The sequence below is a fragment of the Acinetobacter sp. 102 genome (assembly GCF_037028485.1).
Taxonomy (GTDB): Bacteria; Pseudomonadota; Gammaproteobacteria; order Pseudomonadales; family Moraxellaceae; genus Acinetobacter; species Acinetobacter higginsii.
In genome coordinates, this window is sequence record NZ_JAZEZK010000003.1 from 139,104 (window position 1) to 165,208 (window position 26,105).

Annotated in this window: 33 protein-coding genes and 1 pseudogene; 31 read left to right on the forward strand and 3 right to left on the reverse strand. The window is 40.1% G+C overall.

Annotation, left to right across the window (positions count from 1 at the left end; genetic code table 11):
* The first annotated feature begins 41 nt into the window (after positions 1 to 41).
* From WA352_RS04245 to WA352_RS04305, 13 genes are all read left to right on the forward strand, one after another.
* Complete coding sequence (locus WA352_RS04245) at positions 42 to 1,055, forward strand: aminoglycoside phosphotransferase family protein (protein ID WP_033132924.1); 1,014 nt, start codon at positions 42 to 44, stop codon at positions 1,053 to 1,055.
* Positions 1,055 to 1,744 (forward strand): N-acetylmuramate alpha-1-phosphate uridylyltransferase MurU, encoded by a 690-nt coding sequence (gene murU / locus WA352_RS04250; RefSeq protein ID WP_033132923.1) that lies wholly within the window; start codon positions 1,055 to 1,057, stop codon positions 1,742 to 1,744. Before WA352_RS04245 ends, murU begins: the two co-directional genes overlap by 1 nt.
* 174 nt (positions 1,745 to 1,918) lie before the next feature.
* The gene (gene rsmG, locus WA352_RS04255) at positions 1,919 to 2,554 is read left to right on the forward strand and encodes a 16S rRNA (guanine(527)-N(7))-methyltransferase RsmG (RefSeq protein WP_004806608.1); all 636 of its coding nucleotides are present in this window, start codon (positions 1,919 to 1,921) and stop codon (positions 2,552 to 2,554) included.
* Between the two features lie 18 nt (positions 2,555 to 2,572).
* A complete protein-coding gene (locus tag WA352_RS04260) occupies positions 2,573 to 3,355 on the forward strand; it encodes a ParA family protein (protein ID WP_005204229.1) in 783 nt (260 codons plus the stop codon).
* Entirely contained in the window at positions 3,352 to 4,239 is an 888-nt protein-coding gene (locus tag WA352_RS04265) for a ParB/RepB/Spo0J family partition protein (protein ID WP_033132922.1), read from the forward strand. Before WA352_RS04260 ends, WA352_RS04265 begins: the two co-directional genes overlap by 4 nt.
* A 96-nt stretch (positions 4,240 to 4,335) precedes the next feature.
* Complete coding sequence (locus tag WA352_RS04270) at positions 4,336 to 4,965, forward strand: MotA/TolQ/ExbB proton channel family protein (RefSeq protein WP_004806614.1); 630 nt, start codon at positions 4,336 to 4,338, stop codon at positions 4,963 to 4,965.
* A 14-nt stretch (positions 4,966 to 4,979) separates the two neighbouring features.
* Positions 4,980 to 5,408 (forward strand): ExbD/TolR family protein, encoded by a 429-nt coding sequence (locus tag WA352_RS04275; RefSeq protein WP_004806616.1) that lies wholly within the window; start codon positions 4,980 to 4,982, stop codon positions 5,406 to 5,408.
* Positions 5,405 to 7,132 carry a lipid A export permease/ATP-binding protein MsbA gene (msbA, locus tag WA352_RS04280; protein ID WP_004806618.1) on the forward strand — a complete coding sequence of 576 codons (1,728 nt, stop codon included), beginning with the start codon at positions 5,405 to 5,407 and terminating at the stop codon, positions 7,130 to 7,132. Before WA352_RS04275 ends, msbA begins: the two co-directional genes overlap by 4 nt.
* A 2-nt stretch (positions 7,133 to 7,134) precedes the next feature.
* Positions 7,135 to 8,142 (forward strand): tetraacyldisaccharide 4'-kinase, encoded by a 1,008-nt coding sequence (gene lpxK / locus WA352_RS04285; RefSeq protein WP_033132921.1) that lies wholly within the window; start codon positions 7,135 to 7,137, stop codon positions 8,140 to 8,142.
* A gap of 9 nt (positions 8,143 to 8,151) precedes the next feature.
* Positions 8,152 to 8,913, forward strand: coding sequence for a 3-deoxy-manno-octulosonate cytidylyltransferase (gene kdsB / locus WA352_RS04290; protein WP_004806621.1), 762 nt, complete (start codon positions 8,152 to 8,154; stop codon positions 8,911 to 8,913).
* A gap of 2 nt (positions 8,914 to 8,915) precedes the next feature.
* The gene (locus WA352_RS04295) at positions 8,916 to 9,899 is read left to right on the forward strand and encodes a DNA polymerase III subunit delta' (protein WP_033132920.1); all 984 of its coding nucleotides are present in this window, start codon (positions 8,916 to 8,918) and stop codon (positions 9,897 to 9,899) included.
* A gap of 184 nt (positions 9,900 to 10,083) precedes the next feature.
* Entirely contained in the window at positions 10,084 to 10,389 is a 306-nt protein-coding gene (locus WA352_RS04300; protein ID WP_004806625.1) for a hypothetical protein, read from the forward strand.
* 159 nt (positions 10,390 to 10,548) lie between these two features.
* Positions 10,549 to 11,058 (forward strand): hypothetical protein, encoded by a 510-nt coding sequence (locus tag WA352_RS04305; protein WP_033132998.1) that lies wholly within the window; start codon positions 10,549 to 10,551, stop codon positions 11,056 to 11,058.
* A gap of 53 nt (positions 11,059 to 11,111) precedes the next feature.
* Here WA352_RS04305 and WA352_RS21820 read toward each other — a convergent pair.
* Positions 11,112 to 11,615: pseudogene (locus WA352_RS21820) on the reverse strand (hypothetical protein).
* A gap of 336 nt (positions 11,616 to 11,951) precedes the next feature.
* On the opposite strand from WA352_RS21820, the gene WA352_RS04320 reads away from it, so the two are divergent.
* From WA352_RS04320 to WA352_RS04395, 16 genes are all read left to right on the forward strand, one after another.
* Positions 11,952 to 12,296 (forward strand): PilZ domain-containing protein, encoded by a 345-nt coding sequence (locus WA352_RS04320; RefSeq protein ID WP_004806631.1) that lies wholly within the window; start codon positions 11,952 to 11,954, stop codon positions 12,294 to 12,296.
* 24 nt (positions 12,297 to 12,320) lie between these two features.
* Positions 12,321 to 13,094 (forward strand): TatD family hydrolase, encoded by a 774-nt coding sequence (locus WA352_RS04325; RefSeq protein ID WP_005204211.1) that lies wholly within the window; start codon positions 12,321 to 12,323, stop codon positions 13,092 to 13,094.
* A 41-nt stretch (positions 13,095 to 13,135) separates the two neighbouring features.
* The gene (locus WA352_RS04330) at positions 13,136 to 13,744 is read left to right on the forward strand and encodes a TetR/AcrR family transcriptional regulator (protein ID WP_017401929.1); all 609 of its coding nucleotides are present in this window, start codon (positions 13,136 to 13,138) and stop codon (positions 13,742 to 13,744) included.
* Positions 13,745 to 13,755: 11 nt separating this feature from the next.
* A complete protein-coding gene (locus WA352_RS04335) occupies positions 13,756 to 14,304 on the forward strand; it encodes a pilus assembly FimT family protein (protein ID WP_005204208.1) in 549 nt (182 codons plus the stop codon).
* Positions 14,305 to 14,557: 253 nt separating this feature from the next.
* Positions 14,558 to 14,947, forward strand: coding sequence for a type II secretion system minor pseudopilin GspI (gene gspI, locus WA352_RS04340; protein ID WP_032811635.1), 390 nt, complete (start codon positions 14,558 to 14,560; stop codon positions 14,945 to 14,947).
* Positions 14,944 to 15,675 carry a type II secretion system minor pseudopilin GspJ gene (gene gspJ, locus WA352_RS04345; protein ID WP_033132919.1) on the forward strand — a complete coding sequence of 244 codons (732 nt, stop codon included), beginning with the start codon at positions 14,944 to 14,946 and terminating at the stop codon, positions 15,673 to 15,675. The genes gspI and gspJ overlap by 4 nt, the downstream gene beginning before the upstream one ends.
* Positions 15,632 to 16,666, forward strand: coding sequence for a type II secretion system minor pseudopilin GspK (gspK, locus tag WA352_RS04350; RefSeq protein WP_171248643.1), 1,035 nt, complete (start codon positions 15,632 to 15,634; stop codon positions 16,664 to 16,666). Before gspJ ends, gspK begins: the two co-directional genes overlap by 44 nt.
* A 108-nt stretch (positions 16,667 to 16,774) precedes the next feature.
* Complete coding sequence (locus tag WA352_RS04355) at positions 16,775 to 17,371, forward strand: 6-pyruvoyl trahydropterin synthase family protein (RefSeq protein ID WP_033132918.1); 597 nt, start codon at positions 16,775 to 16,777, stop codon at positions 17,369 to 17,371.
* Between the two features lie 44 nt (positions 17,372 to 17,415).
* Positions 17,416 to 18,129 carry a uracil-DNA glycosylase gene (ung, locus tag WA352_RS04360; protein WP_004806648.1) on the forward strand — a complete coding sequence of 238 codons (714 nt, stop codon included), beginning with the start codon at positions 17,416 to 17,418 and terminating at the stop codon, positions 18,127 to 18,129.
* Positions 18,126 to 19,250 (forward strand): enoyl-CoA hydratase/isomerase family protein, encoded by a 1,125-nt coding sequence (locus tag WA352_RS04365; protein WP_171061051.1) that lies wholly within the window; start codon positions 18,126 to 18,128, stop codon positions 19,248 to 19,250. Before ung ends, WA352_RS04365 begins: the two co-directional genes overlap by 4 nt.
* 5 nt (positions 19,251 to 19,255) lie before the next feature.
* Positions 19,256 to 19,765: a tRNA adenosine(34) deaminase TadA gene (gene tadA / locus WA352_RS04370; RefSeq protein ID WP_033132917.1), complete on the forward strand. Its 510-nt coding sequence runs from the start codon at positions 19,256 to 19,258 to the stop codon at positions 19,763 to 19,765.
* Positions 19,766 to 19,831: 66 nt separating this feature from the next.
* Complete coding sequence (locus WA352_RS04375) at positions 19,832 to 20,272, forward strand: SRPBCC family protein (protein WP_005204193.1); 441 nt, start codon at positions 19,832 to 19,834, stop codon at positions 20,270 to 20,272.
* 9 nt (positions 20,273 to 20,281) lie between these two features.
* Positions 20,282 to 20,962: a (d)CMP kinase gene (gene cmk / locus WA352_RS04380; protein ID WP_033132916.1), complete on the forward strand. Its 681-nt coding sequence runs from the start codon at positions 20,282 to 20,284 to the stop codon at positions 20,960 to 20,962.
* A 114-nt stretch (positions 20,963 to 21,076) separates the two neighbouring features.
* Positions 21,077 to 22,759, forward strand: coding sequence for a 30S ribosomal protein S1 (rpsA, locus tag WA352_RS04385; RefSeq protein WP_004806660.1), 1,683 nt, complete (start codon positions 21,077 to 21,079; stop codon positions 22,757 to 22,759).
* 157 nt (positions 22,760 to 22,916) lie between these two features.
* Positions 22,917 to 23,219, forward strand: a complete 303-nt coding sequence (locus tag WA352_RS04390) for an integration host factor subunit beta (protein WP_004806663.1) — start codon at positions 22,917 to 22,919, stop codon at positions 23,217 to 23,219.
* Positions 23,220 to 23,233: 14 nt separating this feature from the next.
* The gene (locus tag WA352_RS04395) at positions 23,234 to 23,599 is read left to right on the forward strand and encodes a lipopolysaccharide assembly protein LapA domain-containing protein (protein ID WP_016163885.1); all 366 of its coding nucleotides are present in this window, start codon (positions 23,234 to 23,236) and stop codon (positions 23,597 to 23,599) included.
* 83 nt (positions 23,600 to 23,682) lie between these two features.
* Here the strand turns inward: WA352_RS04395 and WA352_RS04400 are convergent, their stop codons facing one another.
* Positions 23,683 to 24,009, reverse strand: a complete 327-nt coding sequence (locus WA352_RS04400; RefSeq protein ID WP_241345082.1) for an AzlD domain-containing protein — start codon at positions 24,007 to 24,009, stop codon at positions 23,683 to 23,685.
* Entirely contained in the window at positions 24,006 to 24,662 is a 657-nt protein-coding gene (locus WA352_RS04405; protein WP_017401926.1) for an AzlC family ABC transporter permease, read from the reverse strand. Before WA352_RS04405 ends, WA352_RS04400 begins: the two co-directional genes overlap by 4 nt.
* An 88-nt stretch (positions 24,663 to 24,750) precedes the next feature.
* On the opposite strand from WA352_RS04405, the gene WA352_RS04410 reads away from it, so the two are divergent.
* Both WA352_RS04410 and pyrF read left to right on the forward strand, forming a co-directional pair.
* Positions 24,751 to 25,299 (forward strand): helix-turn-helix domain-containing protein, encoded by a 549-nt coding sequence (locus tag WA352_RS04410; protein WP_005188020.1) that lies wholly within the window; start codon positions 24,751 to 24,753, stop codon positions 25,297 to 25,299.
* A gap of 113 nt (positions 25,300 to 25,412) precedes the next feature.
* Complete coding sequence (gene pyrF / locus WA352_RS04415) at positions 25,413 to 26,093, forward strand: orotidine-5'-phosphate decarboxylase (protein ID WP_004806673.1); 681 nt, start codon at positions 25,413 to 25,415, stop codon at positions 26,091 to 26,093.
* Positions 26,094 to 26,105: the final 12 nt, after the last annotated feature.

The window sequence follows — 26,105 nt, forward strand, 5'->3', positions numbered from 1 at the left end:
TAAGCTTTCAAAATCTCAGCTAGTTTTAGATTTTATTGCAAATGAATACACAACGTGAACAATTGATACAAACTTGGCTTCAAGCCACTCTCCAATCTGATCAATTTGAGATCAACTTTTTAGCAGGAGATGCAAGCTTTCGCCGCTATGCGCGAATTACGATACAAAACAAAACATATATGCTCATGGATGCGCCTCCTGAAAAAGAAGATTGTGCGCCATTTGTCAGCATTGATGAGTTTTTTGATGAAAATGGTGTGCGAGTTCCACATATCGTTGCGAAAGACTTAACCTTGGGTTTATTACTGCTTGAGGATTTTGGTGATGTTGTTTTATCAACATTACTCAATGATCAAACAGTTGATCATTACTATGCACAAAGTTTTAAGCAGTTGATTGAATTACAGCAGATCAATGGTCATGCGCAATTACCTGCGTATTCTTATGAAAAGTTAATGACGGAAATGCGTCTGTTGACAGAGTGGATGTTACCATCATTAAACATTCAGCCGACAGAGCAGCAGTTGGAAACGATTGAGCAGGCATTTGATTTCCTTGCGATCGAGGCGACTAATCAACCGCAAGTGATTGTACATCGTGACTTCCATAGTCGTAATTTGATGAAAATCGAAGATGAGCAAGAGCTTGGTGTAATTGACTTCCAAGATGCAGTGATCGGTGCTGATACCTACGATCTCATCTCGATTACGCGTGATGCTTATGTGCAGTGGAATGCTGAGCGTGTCTACGAATGGTTTGAAGTGTTCTATAACTTATTGCCAGCAGCAGCGAAAGAAAATCGTAGTTTTGAGCAGTTCAAACGAGATGCTGATCTGATGGCGATCCAACGTCATTTGAAAATCTTGGGTATCTTTGTGCGTCTATTTGAACGTGATGGCAAATCAGGTTATTTAAAAGATTTACCGCGCGTGATGTGGTATTTGCTTGAAGAAAGCCAAGGTTATGATGAACTGAATGACTTTATGCAGTTCATTCGTGACATCGTAATGCCGAAGTTTATCGAAAAATATGGTGATTACGAGGTTGCAGCATAATGAAAGCAATGATTCTTGCGGCTGGTCTTGGTAATCGTATGCGACCATTGACCTTGTATACGCCAAAACCTTTACTGGAAGTCGGTGGTAAGCCACTGATTGTTTGGCATATTGAGAAGTTGCAAAAAATCGGCGTCACCGAGATTGTCATTAATACGGCTTGGTTGGGTGAAAAACTTGCTGCTGCTTTAGGTGATGGCTCTCAATTTGGTGTAACTATTTTATGGTCACACGAAGGTGAAGGCTTGGAAACAGCAGGCGGCATTATTAATGCTTTGCCATTGTTGGGTGATGAACCTTTTATTTTGGTCAATGGTGATGTCTGGACCACAATGGATTTTTCTTCATTGTTGAATGTTCGGTTGGAAGATAAACAAGTACATTTAGTCTTGGTTGAAAATCCACCTCAGCACTTAAAAGGTGACTTTATTCTAGCGAATGATTTAGCTTACACTTTTGAGCAAGAGCAATTGGGTGAAGCCTTAACTTATAGTGGTGTTGCTGTTTTTGCACCACAGATGTTTGCAGGTTTGGAAAATGGCAAACGACCTTTAGCGCCATTATTGAAACAAGCCATGCAGCAGCAGCAAGTTTCGGCTGAAAAGTTGCAAGGAATTTGGGTGGATGTTGGTACACCTGAGCGTTTAGAGCAGCTTGATCAACAAATCAAGCAGGGCGCGTTTGCATAATAAAAAATGCTTTGTCTATCTGTGATTTGCATAAGAAAAGACAAAAACTTAAAGGATTGTGCAGTTTATCATGCTTGTAAATGATTAACTGCATAATCGTTCAACAAGTCCTGCTGTGCCTTGTATCAGAAATCGGTATACTGCACAGCAAGTTTATCGAGATGTCGCACTGTTATGCATCCTTTTTTTCAAGAATTAAAGCAAGGTAGCCAAGCTTTAGGTCTTAACCTAAGTGAAGAAGCCCTAACACTCTTATTGAAATATCAAGATGCGCTAGTGCTATGGAATAAGGCATACAATTTAACGGCAATTCGCGAGCCGAAAGAAATGCTGGTTAAACATTTATTAGATAGTTTAAGTATCTTAAATGATTTGCCCCAAGGCCGTTTGTTAGATGTGGGTACGGGCGGTGGTATGCCGGGCATGATCATTGCATTATGCCAACCAGAACGTTCTTGTGTACTATTAGATTCGAATGGGAAAAAGATTCGTTTCCTGAAGCAATTTATTGCAGACTTAAAACTGAAAAATGTAATTGCAGTCCAAACTCGTGTTGAAAATGAAGACAGCATTGGAGAACTTGGTCAGTTTGATGTCATTACAAGTCGAGCATTTGCTTCATTGACCGATTTTGTAGATGCAGCACAACCATATATGCATGAACAAAGTATCATTGCTGCAATGAAAGGCTTAATCCCAGAGGATGAAGTTGAGCAGATGAAAGATCAGTATTCATGTAAGATCATTGAACTGCGTGTGCCAAGATTGGATGAACAGCGTCATTTACTTTTACTTCAACGTATTCAATAAAAAATATTAAGGGTAGTCATGGCTCAAATTATTGCGATTGCAAACCAAAAAGGTGGTGTGGGAAAAACCACGACAGCAGTCAATCTTGCTGCCTCTTTGGCGATCTTGAAAAAACGTGTCTTGTTGGTCGATATGGACTCACAAGGGAATGCCACCATGGGGTCTGGTATTCAAAAGAATGATTTACTTTATTCAGTCACAGATGTGTTATTGGGTGAAGTGCCGATTGAAACGGCGATTCAAAAAGCTGAAGTGGGTTATAAGGTTTTAGGTGCAAACCGTGAACTTGCGGGTGTAGAACTTGCCATTGCAGAACAGGAAGGGCGAGAGTTCATTCTTAAAAATGCACTGCAAGAAGTTGATTCTGCATTTGATTATATTATTGTCGATTGTGCACCAAGCTTAAGCCTGATCACGGTGAATGCCTTGGCTGCCGTAAATGGTGTGATTATTCCAATGCAATGTGAATACTATGCTTTGGAAGGTTTGGCTGATCTTACACAGACCATTGATCGTATACAAAAAGCCCTTAATCCAAACTTGGAAATCGTTGGGGTATTACGTACCATGTATGATGCTCGTAATGCGTTGACCCGCGATGTGTCTGCTGAGTTAGAGCAATATTTTGGTAAAAAGTTATATGAAACGGTAATTCCTCGAAATATCCGTCTAGCAGAAGCGCCAGCCCATGGTTTACCTGTGATTTATTTCGAGAAAAGTTCCAAAGGTGCGATTGCATATTTGAACTTAGCCGCAGAAATGTTGAAGAAAAGTAAAGTGAAAAAAGGAAGTGCTGTATGAGCATCAAAAAACGCGGATTGGCTAAAGGTCGTGGTTTAGATGCGCTATTGGGTTCAATTCAAAAAGAGAAATTGCAACTTGAAGCACAAGCCTTGGATCATGGTCAACTCAAGCAAATTGATGTCAATTTATTGAAACGTGGTGAATACCAACCACGTAGTTTTATCCAAGAACAAGATTTACAAGAGCTTGCAGCATCAATTGAAAAACATGGTGTGATGCAACCGATTGTGATCCGTCCTGTGGATGATGAGCAACATCCTTACGAAATTATTGCGGGTGAACGTCGTTGGCGTGCTGCCCAATTAGCAGGTTTGACTGAAATTCCTGCGATTGTGCGTGACTTAAATGATCAAGTCGCAATTGCCTTGGCTCTAATTGAAAACATTCAACGTCAAGATTTAAACCCGATTGATCAAGCAGTCGCTTTACAGCGCTTTCATGATGAATTTGGTTTAAGTCATCAAGAAATTGCAGATACGGTGGGTAAGGCACGTACAACAGTGAGTAATCTGTTGCGCTTGTTGAGCTTAGCTGATCCGATTAAAGACCTAATACAACAAGGTCAGATTGATATGGGACATGCCCGTGCAATTCTGACTTTGAAGCCCAAAGATCAAATTGCAGTTGCGCAAATCGTGATTGAAAAAGGTTTGTCAGTACGTCAGACTGAACAGTTAGTTCGTGAGTGGAGTGAACCAAAGCCTGAAAAGGAAAAGGCCCAAATTTCTCCAGATATTGAACAATTGACTCAGAAACTTTCAGAGCGTTTCGGAGCAAATGTGAAAATTGACCATAACCAAAAAGGTAAAGGGAAAATGGTCATTCATTACCACTCATTGGATGAGTTGGATGGAATCCTCAATATTTGTTTACCTAACTAATATTAAGGGTGGGTTTGTTAGTCACTTTTGAGGTTGTTGAGTGATTAATGAATCCGAATCTATCCTTTTATAGTTTAAATATTATTGGGGAATAATATGTGGGAACTTGTGAAAGCGGGTGGTTGGTTAATGCTGCCTCTCATTCTCTCATCAATTTTTACGGTTGCGATTACACTTGAACGATATATTCGTTTAAAACGGTCACAAGTTTTGCCGCAGGCGTTGCTTGTTAATGGTTCGGATGTTGAATCGGTGATTGCTCGTTTACAACAAGATGATGCAGCAAAAAGCCCACTAGGTCGTATTTTAAAAGCGGGTTATGAACATCAAGATCAAGGCGAACAGTTTGCGCGTGCTCAGATGGAAGCAACGGCTTCACAAGAAATCAGTCATCTCGAAAAAAATATCAATTTCTTAGGCACTCTGAGTGCAATTGCACCTTTATTAGGCTTGCTTGGAACGGTCCTCGGGATTATTGAATCATTTTTGGTAATTGATGTTGGCTCTGCTGGTAATGCCAGTATGATGATGCCGGGTATTTCTAAAGCCTTGATTACAACCGCTGTCGGGATGTTGATTGCGATTCCTGCAATGATTGCTTATCGCTATTTCCAGCGAGTTGTGCATGAATATATTGCTGAATTAGAGCAACAATCGACTTTGTTTCATGCTGCGCTTTTTTATAAAAAAGCAGCACATGTCCAAGAACACCGTCGTGCAAGCTAAGCCGAGGTGCTCGTATGAAGTTTAAGCGCTCTCAAGTTGAAGATATTCATATCAATTTGACACCAATGATTGACTGTATGTTATTTATTTTGGTGTTTTTATTATTATCGACGACATTTAGTCAACAAAGTCGTATAAACCTGACATTGCCAGATGCGCAGGGTGTTCCACCTAAACAATTCGATCACAAAATTGAAATCATGGTAGACTCCACAGGGCACTATTCTGTGAATGGTCAAGCGTTATCAAGTAAAGATATTGCGGATTTAAGCACGGCAATTAAGCAGGTTGCACAAGATCGTCGTGATTTTATGTTTATTATTGCGGCTGATGCCAAAGCTGCGCATCAAGACGTAATTCGTGTGATGGATGTTGCAGGTCAACTCGGTTTTGTTAACGTCAATATCAGCACTAAAGTTCCAACGAGAGGTTTTACTGAGTGAATCAGGATTTTAAGGTATATGTCCGTTTAATATCGTATTTAAAATCTTATTGGGGCGTTGCCTTATTAGTCTTGCTTGGCTTTGGAATCAACGCTGCGACGGAGGTTTCTGTCGCAAAGTTGCTGAAATACATTATTGATGCCATCCAAGAAGGCAGTCGTACAAACTTAGATTGGTTTCCAGCGCTGATTGTTTTACTGATGTTTTTCCGTGGTGTTGGTCTATTCCTTGGTGGATATTTTTCTGCGGTTATTTCGCGTAGTTTGGTGTTTAGTATCCGTCAGGAAGTCTATGCAAAATTGTTAAGACTCCCAGCCCAATACTATCTTGATAACAGTGCGGGTCATATCAGTGCCAAGTTGATGTATAACGTAGAGCAGTTAACAGCTGCTTCTTCTGAATCTTTGCAGACCCTGATCAAAGATGGTTTGATTGTTATTGGTCTATTAAGCTATCTGCTTTATACCAACTGGCGTTTAACCCTTTGTATCGTGGTTTTCATGCCATTTATTGGGATATTGGTCAGAATCGCATCGAAGAAAATGCGGAAACTTTCGATCCAAGTCCAAAATACCATGGGTGATGTGAACCATGTGGTTCAAGAAACCATTACCGCTAACTCGGTTGTGAAGAGTTTTACGGGTGAGGCGTTTGAACAAAAACGTTTTTATAAGTCCTCAGAAGAAAACTTACGCCGTGGTTTGAAAATGGTGGTGGTACAAAATATTAACAGCCCAATTATTCAGCTGTTATTATCAATGGCGATGGCAATCATTCTTTGGCTGGCGTTGCGCCCACAAGTATTTGGAGATACCTCAGCGGGTGAGTTTATTTCATTCATTACCGCAGCGGGCTTGATTTCTAAGCCAGTGAAGAACCTGACTGATATCAATGAAAAACTACAACGTGGGTTGGCAGCAGCACATTCGGTCTTTGAATTATTGGATATGCCTGAAGAAGTCAATAATGGTCAACTTAAGCCTGCATTGAAAGGTAATATTCAATTTGATCATGCCAACCTGCGTTATGATGATGGCACCCATGCGATTAAAGACTTCTCTTTGGATATTAAGGCTGGTCAAACTGTTGCACTGGTTGGACGTTCGGGGGCTGGGAAAACCTCATTGGTCAACATGCTGCCACGCTTTCAAGAGTTAAGCGAAGGGCAAATCTATTTTGATGGTATTCCTGTTCAAGAGATTGAGTTAGCTTATCTGCGCTCACAAATTGCAACCGTGAATCAGCAAGTGGTGTTATTTAACCGTTCAGTACGCGATAACATTGCTTATGGTCAGTTACAAGACTCAAGTGATGAGCAAGTGATTGCCGCTGCTAAAGCTGCTTATGCACATGACTTTATTATGAACTTGCCACAAGGCTATGACACGATTCTAGGTGCCCAAGGCTTAAACCTATCAGGTGGCCAGCGTCAACGTATTGCCATTGCAAGAGCAATTTTAAAAGATTCTCCGATTTTAATTTTAGATGAAGCGACCAGTGCTTTGGATAACGAATCTGAATACTTCATCCAACAAGCATTTGATGAAGCTATGCAAGGTCGTACCACTATCGTGATTGCTCACCGCTTATCTACAGTTGAAAATGCAGATGTCATTGTGGTGATGGATAAAGGTCAGATTATTGAGCAAGGTACCCATGCTGAGCTATTAGCAAAACATGGCATGTATTATCAGCTACACCAACGCAATTTTGAGGAAAACTAAGTATGTCGATGGCGCAACGAATACAGGATGCTTGGAATGAACAAGCTTCGTGGTTGGTGGTGTTGCGCCCACTGTCTTGGTTATACCGATTTGGTTTTTGTGCCAATCAAGCCTTGTATAAACACGGAATTAAACCCGTTTATACAGCACCCGTACCTGTCATGGTGATTGGTAATATTACGGTTGGTGGGAGTGGTAAAACACCATTGTTGATTCAGCTGGTCAAATATTTACAGCAACAGCAGATTCGGGTGGGTGTGATTAGTCGAGGTTATGGCGGCGAAGGCCCATTTCCGCTTTTGGTGACTCAACAATCTGAGCCCGATGCTGCAGGTGACGAACCTTGCCTTATTGTCCAATCTACCCAAGTGCCAATGGCGGTTGGGCCGAATCGACAAGCTTCGATTGAGTTGTTACTCGAAAATGAACAACTGGATCTCATTATTAGTGATGATGGTTTGCAACATTGGGCTCTGGCACGTCAGCTTGAATGGATTGTACTCGATCAAAATCGAGGTTTAGGTAATGAAAAACTATTACCAGAAGGTTATCTACGTGAGCCTAAATCACGCTTAAATGGTAGTACTGTCATTGAGCATAGCAAAACCGCACAAGCACAAAGAAGTATGTATTTGGCGGTTGGCCAGCCATACCTTTTAAATACAAATGTTGAAGTGGATTGGTTTGATGCTACTCAATATTTTAATGCGGTTGTTGGTATTGGCTTTCCACAACGTTTTTATCACACCTTAAATACGATAGGCGTGCAGCAATATCAGGCGCATGAGTTCCCAGATCATCATGATTATGAAATTGATGATTTAAGCTTCGACAACCAAGAAGCTATTATCACCACTGAAAAAGATGCCGTAAAGTTTAAAACCTTATTAAAGCAACATCCTGAATTTAACACGCCGATTTGGGTGGTTCCTGTTGAGGCCGTTTTATCATCCGATTGTTATGACTTGCTGAAACAGCAGTTACAACACGTCGGTATTCAATTTTCTTAGAGAGCGACCATGAAACATATTGTCATTCCAGCTCGTTTTGCCAGTTCTCGTTTACCAGCAAAACCGTTATTACTCATTCATGGCCGTCCAATGATTTTGCGTGTGGTCGACCAAGCCAAAAAAGTTGCTGGTTTTGATGATCTGTGTGTGGCTACGGATGACGAGCGCATCGCAGAGGTATGTCGAGCGGAAGGAATTGATGTGGTGATGACCCGTGCAGAACATCCTTCAGGCACCGACCGTTTAAGCGAAGTTGCACGTCTGAAAGGATGGTCACAAGATGATATTATTGTCAACGTACAAGGCGATGAGCCATTGTTGCCTGCACAATTGGTTCAGCAGGTGAGTCAGCTTTTAGTTGAAAATCCGCAATGTTCAATGTCTACGCTGTGTGAACCAATCCATCAGTTAGAAGAGTTTCAGCGAGATAGTATAGTTAAAGTGGTGATGAGTAAGCGTAATGAGGCGCTGTATTTTAGCCGAGCAACCATTCCGTATGATCGTGATGCTGCGAAACAGGCTGAACCAACATTGCATGATCAAGCTTTTCGTCATTTAGGTCTATATGCCTATCGTGTGAAATTACTACAAGATTATGTCACTTGGGAACAAGGTCATCTCGAAAAGTTGGAAAGTTTAGAGCAACTCCGTGTGCTCGAAAACGGTCACCGTATTGCTATTGCTGTGGCAGAAGCCAACTTACCGCCAGGGGTTGATACTCAGGCAGATTTAGACCGTCTAAATACTTTGCCTTTGAGTGCATTTGAATAATTATGGTCGATACTCAAGCTACAGTGATTTATCCTTGGCATGCTCAGACATGGGAGCTATTAACAACTCGTTTCCCTGAACTTGGGCATGGTCTTTTATTTTACGGAAAGAAAGGTTGCGCCAAGAAAGAGTTTGCAGAGCGATTTGTGGCTTGGGTGCTGTGTTTAAATAAGCAAGCACAACGGGCATGTGGTGAGTGTACCAGTTGTCAATGGTTGAAGTCTGATACGCATCCAAACTATGTGCATATCACCACAGATGAAGACAATAAAAAGCAAAATGCAAAGATTAAAATTGAAAAAATTCGAGACCTACTTCCGTTTGTTCAGCAAACAGGAGAAGGTTGGCGGGTAGTGGTTATTGAGCCTGCCGAAGCACTGAATACCGCCTCAGCCAATGCACTGCTCAAGACCTTGGAAGAGCCTGGTGAGAAGGTTGTATTGATCTTGCTTGCAGATCATTACTTAAAACTTCCTGCAACCATTCGAAGTCGATTACAGCACTTCGCTTTAGATCGCTTGACGATTCAGGATGCACAAACATTTGTGCAGCAGCAAATTCCAGAAATATCGAATGAACAAATCTCATTATTGTTGAGTCTTGCTAATGATATGCCTTTGACTGCTATTGAGATTGAAAAGAGTGAGTGGTTACAGAAGCGTGCATTATTCTTGAGTGATTGGTTTAAATTGGTTGCTGAAAAAAATATGCCTTTAAACTATTCAAATAAGTGGTCTAAAGAATTAAATTTCTCTGAATTGATCACCATGTTTGAATATCTTTTAGGGGATCTGATTAGTTTAAAATTGAATCAATCATTAAAAAATAATGATTTGGACTTTAAATCACTAGCCGAATTCTATAGTTTAGAGGCACTTTTTACTATTTATTCTGACTTACAGCAAAAAAAGTTAATGATTGAACAAAATGTACAAACCCAATTGGTATTGGATGAGTTGTTTATTCAATTGATGAATGTTAATTAAGTAAATTTTAAAAATATTTTAATTAAATTTATAGACTTAACCCTCTGGAAAAATCAGGAGGGTGGGTTTTTATCATGTTTATGTAAAGTTTGTATATAAATTGTTCGAGGCTCTTCAAACCTTATTAAAAATATATAAAATGTGAGTTACTTCACAATAATATTAAAAAATAAGGAATATAGAGATGAAAATAACATTTATCGCGATTGCTTTATCATTTGCAATGATACCTAATATTGCAATGGCTGAACCGAAATTTGTATCCAATATTAATGGCTCCTCATTTGCGATTAATGCTTCAAATGCAGGTTCTCAAGCATATGAATGTGTCTATAGCTATTCTTTCAATCATGCCAAAGGTGTGGTAGCGAGTCAGTTCAGTGGTAAGTTTTATATTGAAGCTGGGGTGAGTAATATTTCCGTGATTTCAAGAAATACAGACCAAATGATTAGCACCTTGGATTTTGATTATAAATGTACTGAAAAATAGTCATGCATATATTGAATACTCAGTAAAAAAACCGCTTGGAAGAGCGGTTTTTTTTATGGGAAAAATTTCTATTACGCTGGATGTTAAAAATTCACATATACAAATAAATATGTTATTTTTTCACATGGCGTTTTGCTAGGTATGCTAGGGAATTTAGATATGCACATAAAAACACTTTTGGTCGCTTTAAGCTTTTTGTCATTGAGTGCTTGTCAGACATTGGATTCAGCAATGTCTGCAACGGATGGAATTTTAAATAAAACTGGAGATATCCTGAGTGGAGACTTTCGTGGTTTAGGCCCCGCAAAGAAAGCAACACTTTCTGAAATCTGGAGAGATTGGCAACAAAATGAAATTACTGCAAAGCGGAAATGGGATGCTCAACGTCTTGAAGTGCCGGGAATCATTACCCGCATTACTAAAACAGGTGAAGTGATTTCTCAAAACCAAATCGCAATTATTTTTAAAGATCCAAGTAATAGTAAGTGTAAAGGGCAAGGCTTGACTCGCGATGATTTAAAAGTAAATACAGACAAAATTAGCAATCTAAAAGTTGGCGATCGAATTATCGTGACGGGTGTGCTTGGTACCACAGAATCGAAATGGGCGACACAAGGTGAATGTTGGTTCTCATTTGATAAAGCCGAGATCGTAAAAGCCACAAAGTAATATTTTGATCGAGATAGTAAGCAAGTCTTACTATCTTTATCGATCTGACGTATTTATGGGTTTAACGTGTTGTTATCATCTTCACTTTTTGCAGAAATGGGCGTGTGATAAACCAGTTTTAATTGGTTGTTGTTGAGGAGGTAGAATTTTTTAGCATAGATATCTTTTCCATTCATTTGAACGGAACCATGTGTGACCAATAATAAGCTATTGGGTTGGATATCAATTAATTTTTCTCCAGTTTCACCACCGAATACTTCGAGAATTTTTCCTGTTCTCTTGCTGATTAAAGTGAGGCTGAAACACATAGCACCACAACCCCAACCAACCGCGACATATTCTCCAGCATAGTCAGGTTTTTGTTTCAGTCCTTCTGATCATCGTGTTCTAAACAAACGAGCATCAGCATCACTCATGTCTAATTTTGCAGTGGGTCCTGTATAGATTTGCACTGGATAGTCGGTGAATTTAGGTTGTTTGTTCAAAATCTTCGCATAGAGCACGGACGGACTTAATAGATAAGCACTACACAAGATGATTAGACTTATTCTTTTCATTCTAAATTCCTTTGGATCTGCCTTTTTATGTTTTAGTCGAGTAGGTTCAGTCTGTTTTGGTGAATTGTCATCTAGTTTTAAACAATCCTTTCTATAATGCATGGCTTGTTTAAATAAAGCGCAGATTGATTGCTTTGTTCGGGTTTTATTTAAACATTATTTGTTGTTTGTTCGATTGTTTTCTATAATCAAGTCATAAATCGAGTATAGATTTTTTATTAGACGGTCACCAATGAGAATTCTCTAAAATTATGTATGGTTAGTAATATTTTTAGATTTATCAATGGTATAAAATTATTAACGTTTTGATGAATTCGTTTTTGACAGGGGAATGTTATGCAACCACAAATGATGGGCGGAATTATACAGGTCAATATTCCAGATAAAACCACATTGCAATCCAGCTATATGCCTTTTGTTGTGGGTGGTGGTTTGTTCGTACCGACGAAACAAGCCGTTAAAATGGGACAAGAGGTGTTTGTATTGGCAACCTTGCCAGAGCAATCACAAAAGATTCCTTTGACTGGAAAAGTGATCTGGATTTCGCATAAACAGACGCATTTTAAACCACAAGGCTTTGCGATCCAACTTGTGGGGGAAAAAGGTGTGTATTATAAAAACGAAGCTGAAAAATTATTGGCGGGTATGAAAGGCTTGGATCGTCCAAGCTATACGATGTAGTTGTAAAGAGAATAGGAAGAACGAGTGTTTGTTGATACGCATTGCCATTTAACCATGTTAGATCTCAGTCCTTATCAAGGGGATTTGGATCAAGCACTTGAACAAGCACGACTTGCAGGTGTTTCCAAGTTCATGGGGATTTCAGTTGATCTTGATGATCATGTTAAATTGGCTGAAATTGCTGCTCGCCATCAGGATGTAGGCTATTCAGTGGGTGTGCACCCTTGTGAAGACGAGCATATTATGGCACGTGCAACAACGGATTATCTGGTGCAACTCGCTCAGTCAGACAAAGTCTGGGCCTTAGGAGAAACGGGTTTAGATTATTACCACAGTACTGATTTTGTTGCTGAGCAAAAACGTTGTTTTGCACGTCATATTGAAGCATCGAAAATTGTTAAAAAGCCTGTGGTGGTGCATACCCGAGCAGCGAAACACGATACGGTAGATATCATTCGGTCAGAACAATCTACACATGGCATCTTGCATTGTTTTACTGAAGACTGGGAAACCGCAAAGGCTGTATTAGATTGCGGCTATTATATTTCCTTTTCAGGTATTGTCTCTTTTAAAAATGCGCAAGACTTACGTGATGTTGCGAAGCAGGTACCACTTGATCGTTTGCTTATCGAAACAGATAGCCCTTATTTAGCGCCTGTGCCATATCGTGGTAAAACCAATGAACCGAAATACGTTCCTTTTGTAGCAAAAGCATTAAGTGATGTATATGATAAATCGGTTGAAGAGATTGGCATGATTACAACACAAAATTTTGAGAATCTCTTAAATTTGAAATAAACGGTTTTTGATGTACTAGGAAAGAGAGTTATTACGTGAAAATGGATCGTCAGGCTCAGTTTAGAGCACGAGAAGTATTAATTTTTCAAATCGCGGAGCAACTCCTATTAGAAAATGGCGAAGCTGGTATGACGCTGGATGCCTTGGCAGCTGAGCTGGATCTTGCCAAAGGTACGCTATATAAGCATTTTCAAAGTAAAGATGAATTGTATATGCTGCTCATTATCCGTAATGAGCGTATGTTATTGGAAATGATTCAGGATACGGAAAAGGCTTTCCCTGAACATTTAGCATTCTTTATGCTGCATCATTTACATCACCCAGAACGTACAGCATTATTTCACCAAATTGAAGAACGTCTTTCGACAACGGGCCAGGGCATTCAATTGCTTTTTAGTGAGTTGTATAAAGTACGCCGACAGCGCTTACGTATCATTATTCGTATGACTGAAAGTTATTTATTGGGTATCAATAGCACGATGACCACACGTGATTATCTCGCATCAATTTGGTCGTTAACATACGGTGCAGCGGTTATATTGAATTCGAGTTTCTATCAACGCTATTTAGGTTCTCGAGATACCTTACGCGTTGCCTATATTGAGCAGGCTTTAGCATTACCTAAGCTACTCGAACCTGTTCTCCCATAGTTGAAACAATAATGAGATCGCCACTGCATTCGCAAAAAGCCTTTACCCTGATTGAGATCATGGTGGTGATTGTCATTATGACAATCATGGCATCTCTGGTGGTATTAAATATTGGTGGGGTCGATCAACGCCGGGCCATGCAAGCCAGAGAAATGTTTATTCTTGATCTTAAAAAAATAAATAAAGAAGCAACAGATCAGGCCAAAGTTTTTGCTCTAAATACTCAGAATGCCACAGATGTTGCACCGTTTAGCTATAACTTGTTTGAATACCATGATCAAAGTCGTGAGCAGATTCAGCAGGCAGACCGTACTTGGCAACTGTATAAAGAATTTAAAACTCGCCAATTACCCGATCATGTGTCTTTCAGTATCCAAAGTTTGGACACAGCGACTTATAACAAAGCAAAAAATGAAGACTTGTTGGGGGGGAGAGCTCCTCAATTGATTTGGTTTGGGAATGGTGAAGTGAAACCAGTTCGAATTCAGTTCTACTATGAGCAAAAACCGATTGGCCATGAGTTGCAGTTAGATCACTTGGGTAAAATTGATGAAAGTTAGATATTGGGGAAATCGCGCTTCATCGTGTACTCGAAGCATAGCTTTCGGTCTTGCAGCAGGGAAACCTCATACCTCAAGTAAAGCTTCTCAGTCTTCTTGCGAAGTGACGCTTCTCAGGGAGAAACGTTGTTTCACTAACCCTGCAACTCGAAGCATAGCTTCTCGCCTTGCGACACGATCGAGCCTTGCTCGATTTAATCGTGTTCACGTCGAGCATAGCTCTCCGTCTTGCGCTCGGGTGAAACGTTGTTTCATTAACCCTCGCTCAGGATTTACCTTGCTCGAAGTGATGGTGGCCTTGGCAATCTTTGCTGTAGCTGCAATTGCCTTAACTAAAGTTGCCATGCAATACACTCAGTCGACATCGAATGCGATTTTGCGTACCAAAGCGCAATTTGTAGGGATGAATGAAGTTGCATCGATGGAAATCAATCAGGAATGGCTAGAGGGAACACAATCCAAGCAAGTGACTTCTCAAGGTGAAACCTGGCAAATTGATAAAAAGGCCCAGTCGACGATTAGTCCGAAAATCCAACGTATCGAGTTGCAAGTCAGCTTATTTAATAATGAACAAGGTAAGGTCGAGGCGGGTATTACCAATCTTGTGTTCTTTAACTATCCTGCAAAGGCGAGAACACAATGAAATATAATGCTGAGCATCGCTTTTCGCCTCACTCTGGCTTTACCTTGGTTGAGTTGTTGGTTGCAATTGCGATTTTTGCCGTGCTTTCGATGCTGGGGTGGAAGGTCTTTGATTATCTATTAAAAGTAAAAGATCGTAATGCTGAGCATGAAATGCACCTATTTGCCTTGCAAGATGCATATCAACAAGTATTAAGAGATAGCTTGCAGATTATTCCATTGACAGCAAATGATGGAAGGCAGTTGCAAGCAGCTATTGTATTGAATGATCAAAGTTTTTCATTTAGTAAGGCAGGTGTTTCTGATCCATTGAAGCAGGGACTATCACCTTATGAGCGTATTGAATATCGCTATGATTCTGCACAGAAGAAAGTGTATCGATTGAAATATTCAAATCTCAATATCCCGAATCGTGTGCAACCGATCTCAAGTACATTGTTGGAAAATGTAGATCAGTTTAAAGTGCTGGTTTTGAACCCGCAAGAATTGACACAGTGGCCTGAGAATAGTGACCCGAGCAATATTACTGAACTTAAAAAATTACCGCTAGGCATAAAAATACAGTTAACTGTTGCAGGTACGGACTATGAATGGATCTATAGTTTATTGAATACACAGGCATATTTACAGTCGATAGGAAATTCAAGCGGTATGGGTGGGGGCGCAAATTTACCTAATAATAAAGATGGATCAAATTCATCTAATCCTACTCAACTTCCAACACAATGAGCAAGAGGCATATTCAGTGATTAGAAAAGCTCAAAGTTATGGAGTTGCTCAGCGTGGCATTGCATTATTAACCATTTTGGTCATGGTCGCTTTAGCAACGATTTTGGCAGCGACCATTGCCAAACGCCAGACCAATACCTCTGAAAATACTGGGTATTTGATGCGCCAAGATCAATCTTTATTGTATGCAAAAAGTGCTGAAGCTTTTTTTTCTGAGTTACTTATTCAAGACAGCGATAATGGCGGCACGATTGATCATTTACAGGAGAACTGGGCCAAACCTATGCCACCATTCCCAGTCGAGGATGGTTCTGTTTCTGGGCGCTTAATGGATGAATCCGGGAAATTTAATCTTAATAATTTAGTTAAGGCAGATGGTAGTCAAGTTGATGATTCGGCTCGACGTTGGTTTGAAAAATTGTTGCAGCGAGTTGGTTTACCCGCTGAACTGAGTCAAGCTGTGATTGACTGGCAAGATGTTAATGATGAGACAACAGGTGCAATGGGCGCTGAGAGTAATTATTATCAAGGTTTAGACCCTGCATATTTAGTGCCGAATACGAAGTTTCATAGTGTAGATGAACTGAAACTGGTAAAGGGATTTGAAGGTAAAAATTACGATTTAATAAAGCCTTATGTCACGGCACTGCCCGAACAGACCAAAGTAAATATGAATACAGCACCTGCATTATTGCTCGCCAGTATTGATCCGAAAGTTGATGTTAAAGCGGTAGAGCAGGAACTGAAAACCAAACAAGCCAATTTGACTTATTTCAATAATGTTGAAGATTTATGGAAGTTAAGTGCTTTTTCTGGAATAGATGAACAAAGCAAAACTGATGCTGCGACTTTCCTTGATAGCAAATCAAGCTATTTCACTGCTCAAATTGAAGTTGTTTTAAGCGAACGGAAAAGACAGTTTACCAGCTCATTAGCACGAAAAGACAAGCAAGTATTTGTTTATTCTAGAAGTCTTTCGCCATTTGAGTAGTATTCTTTATTGAGTTATCAAATGGTGACAAGATTTAAAATCAATCCCAATGCTTGTTTTTTTGCTTTATAATAAAATTCGTTTGCAGATAAAAGATTAGCTTGGTGCATGTTAATTCGTAAATTGTTTAAGTTTGAAAATGCTCATATTGTACGTAACTGTACATCGGACCGTTGTAAGCGTTCGATTCATGGGCATAGCTATAAAGTTGAATTATTATTAAAAGCGTCAAAGTTAGATCATGGGCAAATGGTCTATGACTTCGGTCTGTTAAAAGGCGTCATCAAAGAGTTGTATGATAGTTTTGATCATGCAATTTGTTTTTGGCAGAAAGATGATCTTGCTTATATTGATGCATGTAAAACATTTAGCGCGCGTTGGATTGCGTTACCTGTTTCCCCATCGGCTGAACAGTTTTCTCGTATTTTCTTTTATCTTGCTCAGCAGGTATTGAACTCGACCACCACTCAAAATGGTGAGGGTGATGTTGAGGTTTATTCTGTTATTGTGCATGAAACGGATACAGGTTACGCACAGAGTTTTCAAGAAGATATCGACAATGAGCAAATGGGTGTATTAAATTTGGATCAAATTGTATTTTCAGAGCAAGTACAAGCTGAATGGAGTGATGTTCAGATGTATGAAAATCTGAAAAAAGGAATCAAATTCCAAAACCCAAACGTAGAATTACAAGTTAATATTTGAGTGTGTTTTCACTCCAGTGAGTGAATTTATTTCAAGGAATGTGGATGCAATTTACTGAACAGCAACAGGACAAACTAAGTAAAGTTCAGTTGGATGAGTCTTGGAAAATCTCACTTTCAGAGTTTCTATTGAGTCAAAAAATGGATAATTTGAGGGAGTTTTTGCAACAAGAAAAACTTGCAGAAAAAACCATTTATCCACCAAGTAAACAAATTTTTAATGCGCTGAATACGACACCACTTGGTGGCGTCAAAGTGGTGATTTTAGGGCAAGACCCGTATCATGGTCCAAACCAAGCCAATGGTTTGAGCTTTTCGGTACAAAAAGGGATTGCATTACCACCGTCCTTGCGTAATATTTTTCATGAATTACATACGGACTTGGCAGTACCAGTTTCACGTCATGGCGACTTAAGTAAATGGGCGGCACAAGGCGTACTCTTACTGAACAGTGTACTCACGGTAGAAGCAGGACAACCGACTTCACATCAAAAACAAGGATGGGAAGAGTTCACGGATAGCGTAATTGATGTATTAAATGAACAACGTGAACATATCGTGTTTATTTTGTGGGGTGCCTACGCACAGCGCAAAGGTCAACGTATTGATCGTAATAAACATCTAGTACTAAGTGCAGCGCATCCATCACCGCTAGCAGCGAATCGTGGTGGTTTTTTTGGCTGTAAAGTATTTTCAAAAACAAATCATTACTTGAAACAACATGGCATTGAGCCTATAGACTGGCAATTGGACGCATAATGACTTCTCCTGATTTAAATAGCTATCATCCAGATTTAGTTATTGAACACGCAAAAAATGGTTGGCGAATCATTCGTCTGAATCGACCTAAATCGTTGCACGCTTTAGATGAATCAATCGTAAGTGCGCTGCTTCAAGTGTTTGAAGATTTTCATGTCGATGAGACGGTTAAAGCGATTTGGTTTGACTCAACTACACCAAAAGCATTTTGTGCGGGCGGTGATGTTCGCAAGTTACGTCAATTGGTGATTAATCAGGAAGTGGATGCTGCGAATCAATTCTTCCAGCAGGAATATGCACTTGATTTACTGTTGCATAACTATGCTAAACCAATCGTGGTTTGGGGAGAGGGTTATGTGATGGGTGGTGGGCTTGGTCTATTTATGGCTGCACCATTTCGCTTAGTTACGCCTTATTCACGTTTGGCTATGCCAGAAATCAATATCGGCTTATACCCTGATGTTGGTGCAAGCCGCTTCTTGGCTGATCGTGGACAAATTGGTTTGTTTACTGGCTTGACGGGTTCAATTATGACGGCAGCGGGTGCATTTAGCATCGGTTGGGCGACGCATATCTGCGAAGCGCAACGTGATAATATGCTTCAAAAAGTACTCAGTGTGGATTGGAATCATTACCCTGCTGGCGCATTTAGAGCGATTGACGATACCTTAAATAGTTTGCATCGCCCTGTGGCATCTGGACCATTACAAAACTCGATTGATGTGATTCATAGTGTATGTCGCGGTCAAAGCTTTGAATATGATTATCAGTCGATTATTGGTTTAAGTGATGCGAGTAGTGACTGGTTGCGTCAAGCCAGTGAAAACTTACAGAAAGGCTCGCCAAGCACGGCTGCAATCACATGGTTGTTATGGCAGTGGGGCAAGCAAGGGCATGCATGGGATGAAGTGTTTGCATTAGAAGCACAGATTTCTGATTGGAAAATTCGCCACCCAGATTTTGTCGAAGGGGTTCGTGCGCGTTTGGTTGATAAAGACTTATCTCCAGAATGGCAGGCAACTGAGCAACTCAGCTTGAAAGGTATCTTGGGAGATTGTCCTCCTGTGACTAATATCGAAAGCTGGAATGCTTTATTAAAGCAATACGGTGTCATTGCCTGATTGTTATGAGTTCTGAAAAATTTAATGATGAATATTGGATGCAGCTTGCCTATGAGCAGGCTGCATTAGCAGCAGCGCAGGGTGAAATACCTGTCGGAGCAATTCTGGTCAGCAAGGGGCAGGTAATCGGTGCTGGATATAATGCGCCAATTAAATTGTCGGATCCAACAGCACATGCTGAAATACAAGCGTTGCGTGCGGCTTGTCAGTCTTTAAATAACTATCGCTTGCCCGACGATACAACACTTTATGTGACGCTTGAACCTTGTACCATGTGTGTGGGTGCATTAATTCATGCACGGATACAGCGTGTGGTTTTTGCTACGACTGAACCAAAAGCAGGTTCATTGGTGAGTGCTAGACAATTGCTTGATAGTGGCTATTACAATCATAAGTTTGTCTTTGAACAAGGTTGCTTACAAGAACAATGTTCATTGCAATTGAGTGATTTTTTTAAACAAAGAAGAAATGAAAAGAAGAAAATCCGTTTGTCAAAAACGTCCTTAAATGATTAAAAATGTCTTATGAGTTGTGGCAAACTAAGCCTCCGATGATTTTGGGTTACATCAAAAGGCGAACTTATGCGTAATGCAATCACCATAGAAAAAGAATTTAATGCACCGATTTCCGAAGTTTTTGACTTACTGTCAAAACATGCCACTTATAACAAGGCATTTGCACCTTTACAGGTTGTTCGCGTAAAGGATTCTGCTGATCCAGAACGTCCTGATGGTGTAGGTTCGATTCGCCGTATGGGCTTTGGAGCGATTAAGCCTTTACAAGAAGAAATCACTTTGTTGGAAGAAAATAAGCGTATTGAGTATAAGTTGATTAATAATCCTTTGGTGAAGCATCACTTGGGGCAAATTGATTTTAAAGAAATTACACCTTTTATAACTTTAGTAACTTATAAGATTGAATTTACAGCAAAAGCACCTTTAGTCAGTAAATTAGTTCTTGCACAACTCAAAGCAGCGATTACACTAGGGTTCTCAAAATTAGCCAAATCAGTTGCTTCATAAGAGATGGGAATGACAGTTCATATTATTACGATAGATGGTCCAAGCGGTTCGGGCAAAGGCACATTGGCTGCTAAAATTGCAGCACATTATCATTTTAATTTATTAGATTCTGGTGCTTTATATCGTTTACTTGGACTGTCATTGTTTCAGCGAGGCTTGCTGGATCAAATTGATGCGAACTTAGATCAATGCGTTGAGTATGCGACGCATTTGGATATTGAATTTAAAACGACTGAAGCAGCGACACTTGTTTTTTTGGAGGGTGTAGATGTCACTAACACTATTCGAACGGAACAAGTGGGTGAGTATGCCTCTAAAGTTGCAACTGTACCTGAATTAAGAAAGGCATTATTCTCGCGCCAACGTGCATTTATTCAAGCACCAGGATTGGTTGCAGATGGTCGTGACATGGCAACTTCTATTTTTCCAGAAGCCCAAGCGAAAATTTATTTAACCGCTTCGGCTGAGTCTCGGGCGGAGCGACGCGTAAAACAGTTGCAGGGCATGGGCCTTGATGCTAAAATAAGCGACATTTTATCTAACATACAAGCTAGAGATAAGCGAGATATGGAGCGCACAGTTGCTCCGCTCAAACCAGCTGATGATGCGTATATCATTGATAGTTCTACAATAGGCATCGATGAAGTGTTTCAGTTAATGGTTGACTATATCAATAGCTGTATAAAATAGATACACAATTTTTTATCAGTTGAAGCATTGCTTGATCAGATTTTTTGGACAATGTAACAACTTAACTAAACCGGCCTTGTCTGATCCAAGACCGCGGACTTTATCAGGTATATCATGACCGAATCTTTTGCAGCCCTCTTTGAAGAAAGTGAATTAAACCTCAACGTTGAAAAGGGTGCAGTCATCCAAGGTACTGTTGTTAGTATCGATTCTGACTGGGTTACTGTTGACACTGGCCTTAAATCTGAAGGCGTAGTTGACCGTGCTGAATTTTTAAATGAACAACGTGAACTTGAAGTTCAAGTTGGCGATACTGTTGACGTAGTTGTTGAAGCGCTTGACAACGGTATGGGTCAAACAGTTTTATCACGTGAAAAAGCGAAACGTGCTGAAACTTGGACTAAACTTGAGAAAATCTTTGAAGACGGCGAAATCGTTACTGGTGTTATCTCTGGTAAGGTTAAAGGCGGTTTCACTGTTGACATCGGTCCTGTACGTGCATTCTTACCAGGTTCTTTAGTTGACACTCGTCCTATCCGTGACACGACTCACCTTGAAGGTAAAGAGTTAGAGTTCAAAGTAATCAAACTTGATGCTAAACGTAACAACGTTGTTGTATCTCGTCGTGCAGTTATGGAAGCTGAATCTTCAGCTGACCGTGAAGCATTACTTGCTCAACTTGAAGAAGGTCAAACAGTTACAGGTACAATCAAGAACCTTACTGATTACGGCGCGTTCGTTGATCTTGGCGGTATTGATGGTCTTCTACATATCACAGATATGGCTTGGAAGCGTATCAAGCACCCTTCAGAAGTTGTTGAAGTTGGTCAAGAAGTTACTGTTAAAGTACTTAAATTTGACCGCGAGCGTAACCGCGTATCTTTAGGCCTTAAGCAATTAGGCGAAGATCCATGGTTAGCGATCATGAGCCGTTACCCTAAAGGTTCTATCGTTAAAGCACGTGTAACTAACTTAACTGACTACGGTTGCTTCGCTGAAATCGCTGAAGGCGTTGAAGGCTTAGTACACGTTTCAGAAATGGACCACACAAACAAAAACATCCACCCATCTAAAGTTGTTCAGATTGGTGACGAAGTTGATGTTATGGTTCTTGAAGTTGACGAAGAACGTCGTCGTATTTCATTGGGTATCAAACAAACTCGTGCTAACCCATGGGAAGAGTTTGCTAAAGCAAATGAAAAAGGCGAAAAAGTTTCTGGTACGATCAAGTCAATCACTGACTTCGGTATCTTCATCGGTTTATCTGGTGGTATCGACGGTTTAGTACATTTATCTGACATTTCTTGGAACGAACAAGGCGAAGAAGCTATCCGTCGTTACAAGAAAGGTGACACAGTTGAAGCAGTTATCTTATCTGTAGATGCTGAAGGTAACCGTATCAGCCTTGGTATCAAGCAATTAAACAGCGATCCATTCAATGATTTCTTAGCTGCTAACGAGCGCGGTGCTTTAGTTAAAGGTACTGTAACTGCTGTTGATGCTAAAGGTGCTACAGTTAAATTAGCTGATGACATCGAAGCAACGCTTAAAGCTTCTGAAATCAACCGTGACCGCGTTGAAGATGCAACTAAGTTCTTAGAAGTTGGCCAAGAAGTTGAAGCGAAGATCATCAACGTTGATCGTAAATCTCGCTCTATCAACTTGTCTATCAAAGCGAAAGACGAAGCTGAAGAGAAAGAAGCTGTGAACAATGCTCGCCAAGCTGCTGCGACTCAAACTGCAGAAAGCAATGGTCCTAAGACTATTGGTGACTTAATTAAAGCTCAAATGAAGTAATTTGTTAAAAAGTACGTTTCTTGTAACTGAGACGTACTTTTTTATACAAAAATACTGCAAACGGTAGCGTAGTAATCATGTACTGCGCTACCGTTTTGTATTTAAACAGGTTATTATTAAAAACATTGAAAAGTAGCAATAATTAAAGAGGTCATCAATGACTACTGAAGCACTTAATAAATCTGATTTAATTGAACGGATTGCACTTAAAAACCCACACTTGGCTGAGCCTTTGGTAGAAGATGCAGTTAAGATTATGATTGATCAAATGATTGAAGCGCTTTCAAGCGGCGATCGTATTGAAATCCGTGGTTTTGGTAGTTTTGCATTGCATCACCGTGAGCCACGTTTAGGTCGTAATCCTAAAACAGGTCGATCTGTAGATGTTGCAGCGAAAGCGGTCCCACACTTTAAACCTGGTAAAGCACTTCGTGATGCAGTAAACGAATCTGCTGAATAAGAATTGAGGTGTTTATGCGTTATGTATTAATTGCATTACTCGTTGCCATTTTTGGTTATTCACTCGCTTTGGTTCTTCAGAACCCAGCTGAGTTACAAGTGGATTTATTATTTACTCAAGTCCCAGCCATGCGTTTAGGTCTTCTCCTTTTATTGACGCTTGCATTGGGTATTGTGGTGGGTTTATTACTAGGCGTTCAAGTTTTCCGAGTCTTCCAGACCAGTTGGGAAATTAAACGGCTTCGTAAAGATATCGACTATCTTCGAAAAGAGCAGATCCAACTTGCACAACAAGCTGCCGCAGAAGCTGCTGCAAGTGTACGACATGAAAAAACAGTGTTGGATATTAATCCTGAAAGTCAAACGCGTACGCCACTGTAATTAAAAATATTTTGAGGGTTGTAAAGTCTGAAGATTTTAGAACCCTATTAAATGGCCCTTTATTGGATTTAAAGGGCCATTTTTTATGGAAAACCTAAATATCTTAAAGTGGCAGTAATCAGCATGGCCGCAAGAATAACCACGATCAGTGAACATTTCTTCCAAGCAAAGATAAGAGCTACGGCAACGCCCACGATCTTACTGATTCCACTAAAATGAGCCTCAGAAAAAAGTGTATTGAATACGGCCAAGGTAAACAGTAGTACACAAGCAGAGTCTGCCAGTAGTTGTTTATGATGTTCTTTAAAGGTCATGCGATTGGCTAGATAAAAACCTGAGTAGCGAATTAAATAGGTACCAAGGGCAAGCACAACAATTCCAACAAAGATATAACTTTCACTATATTTCATTTTGACTTACCTTTTAACAGTAGACCTAACATGGAAACGAGCACTGGTAAGCCTGTTGGTAGTAAGGGAATTGATGCTACGGATAATGTGCTACCTAAAAATACACGGTGTCGTGTAGTTTTATTCTTTAGCATAGGTAAGATTAATGCGAAAAGAATGGCAGGAAATGCAGCATCTATACCAAATACATAAATATCAGGAATATTTTTACTGAGTATATAGCCAATAAAAACACCAATTGGCCAGAGAATAGCAATCCCTAATCCGCACATCCAATAGGCTTTTTGTTTGGCTTGATCTTCTTGTTGGCTTAGTCCAAACATGACGCTTTCATCATTCATGATATGGCAGGCAATAAACCGATAAGCATTCTTTTCAATAAATGTTGCAACGGATAAACCAAATGGCAGATGGCGTAGGTTGATCAATATACCGGTCAATGCCGCAAAAATAGGATTGGTGCCAGTTGCAATCATACCAATGAATGTAAATTCTGCAGCGCCTGCGAGGACTGTGAGTGATAACAGCAAAGGAATCCACATCGGTACATCGAAGCTTGCAGCAACTGAGCCCAAGGAAATGCCCACAATTCCTGTTGCAACTGAAATCAATACGATGGCTTTGATTAGATTAAATTGTTCTTTATCTTGCATCATTGGTTTCTATATCAAACGAACGTACGATATAATAGATTAATTTTATGCCGTTCGTCAAAACGAACGTTCGTTTTTATGGTGTTATATGAGTTTGCCAATTGAAATTGTCGCCAAAGGCTTACAACGAGAAAGACAGAAGTCTGGATTATCTTTAGCAGAAGTGGCTCGCCGAGCAGGGATTGCGAAATCGACCCTGTCTCAATTGGAAGCAGCTCAAGGTAATCCAAGTCTAGAAACTTTATGGGCCTTATGTGTTGCTTTAGATATTCCATTTGCGAAATTGATGGAATCAAATATTGCGCAAACTCAAGTGATTCGTTTTGGTGAGGGGCCGTCAGTCAGTTCTGAAATCGCGCATTATCAAGCAATCTTATTGGCCAATTGCCCAACAGGCGCTAGACGGGATGTATATATATTAACGACACAACCCGGTGAGCCACGTTGCAGTCAGCCACACCCGATTGGGAGTGTTGAGCATATTATTATTATGAAAGGACGAGCAAAAGTGGGGTTGGTTGCGGAACCTATTTTGTTGAATGAAGGGGATTATATTTGTTATCCCGCAGATCAAGCGCATATCTTTGAAGCTCTGGAAGTGGATACTAGAGCGATCTTGATATCGGAGCAAAGATAAAGATCATTTCATCATTTTAAAAAAGCTTTTTTGTATTATGATGACTTTCTTGCTTTGTTCATTCTACTAATCACTTTATAATTAGCCGATTTTTATGTGATGGAACTAGATTCGTGAGTATTATTGTTGCCTTAGACGCAAAAAGCCAATATGACGCCTTAACAATTGTAGATCAGCTTGATCCGTCACTTTGTCGTGTCAAAGTAGGCAAAGAGCTTTTTACTCATGAAGGCCCATCAATCGTAAAAAATTTACAAGATAAAGGCTTTGAAGTTTTTCTTGATTTAAAATTTCACGATATTCCGAACACGACTGCTCAAGCGGTGTGTGCTGCCGCGGATCTTGGTGTGTGGATGGTGAATGTGCATGCATCGGGTGGCCGTAAAATGATGGAAACCTGTGTAGAGCGCCTTAAAGCGGGTAATTATTCAACTCAATTGATCGCAGTCACAGTTTTGACTTCAATGGGCCGTGAAGACTTACGTGATCTAGGTTTGGATATAGAACCTGTCGAGCATGTAAAGCGTTTAGCAAAACTTACTCAAGACAGCGGATTAGATGGTGTCGTGTGTTCAGCACAAGAAGCCAAGATCCTTCGTGAACTATTAGGACAAGAGTTTGCATTGGTCACACCAGGGATTCGTCCTGAGGGTTCAAATGCAGATGACCAAAAACGTATCGTAACGCCAAAGCAAGCAATGCAAGACGGATCAACGCATTTAGTCATTGGCCGCCCAATTACCAAGGCTGAGAATCCAACTGAGATGTTGAAATCAATCTTGGCTTCAATCTAATAAAGTACGATG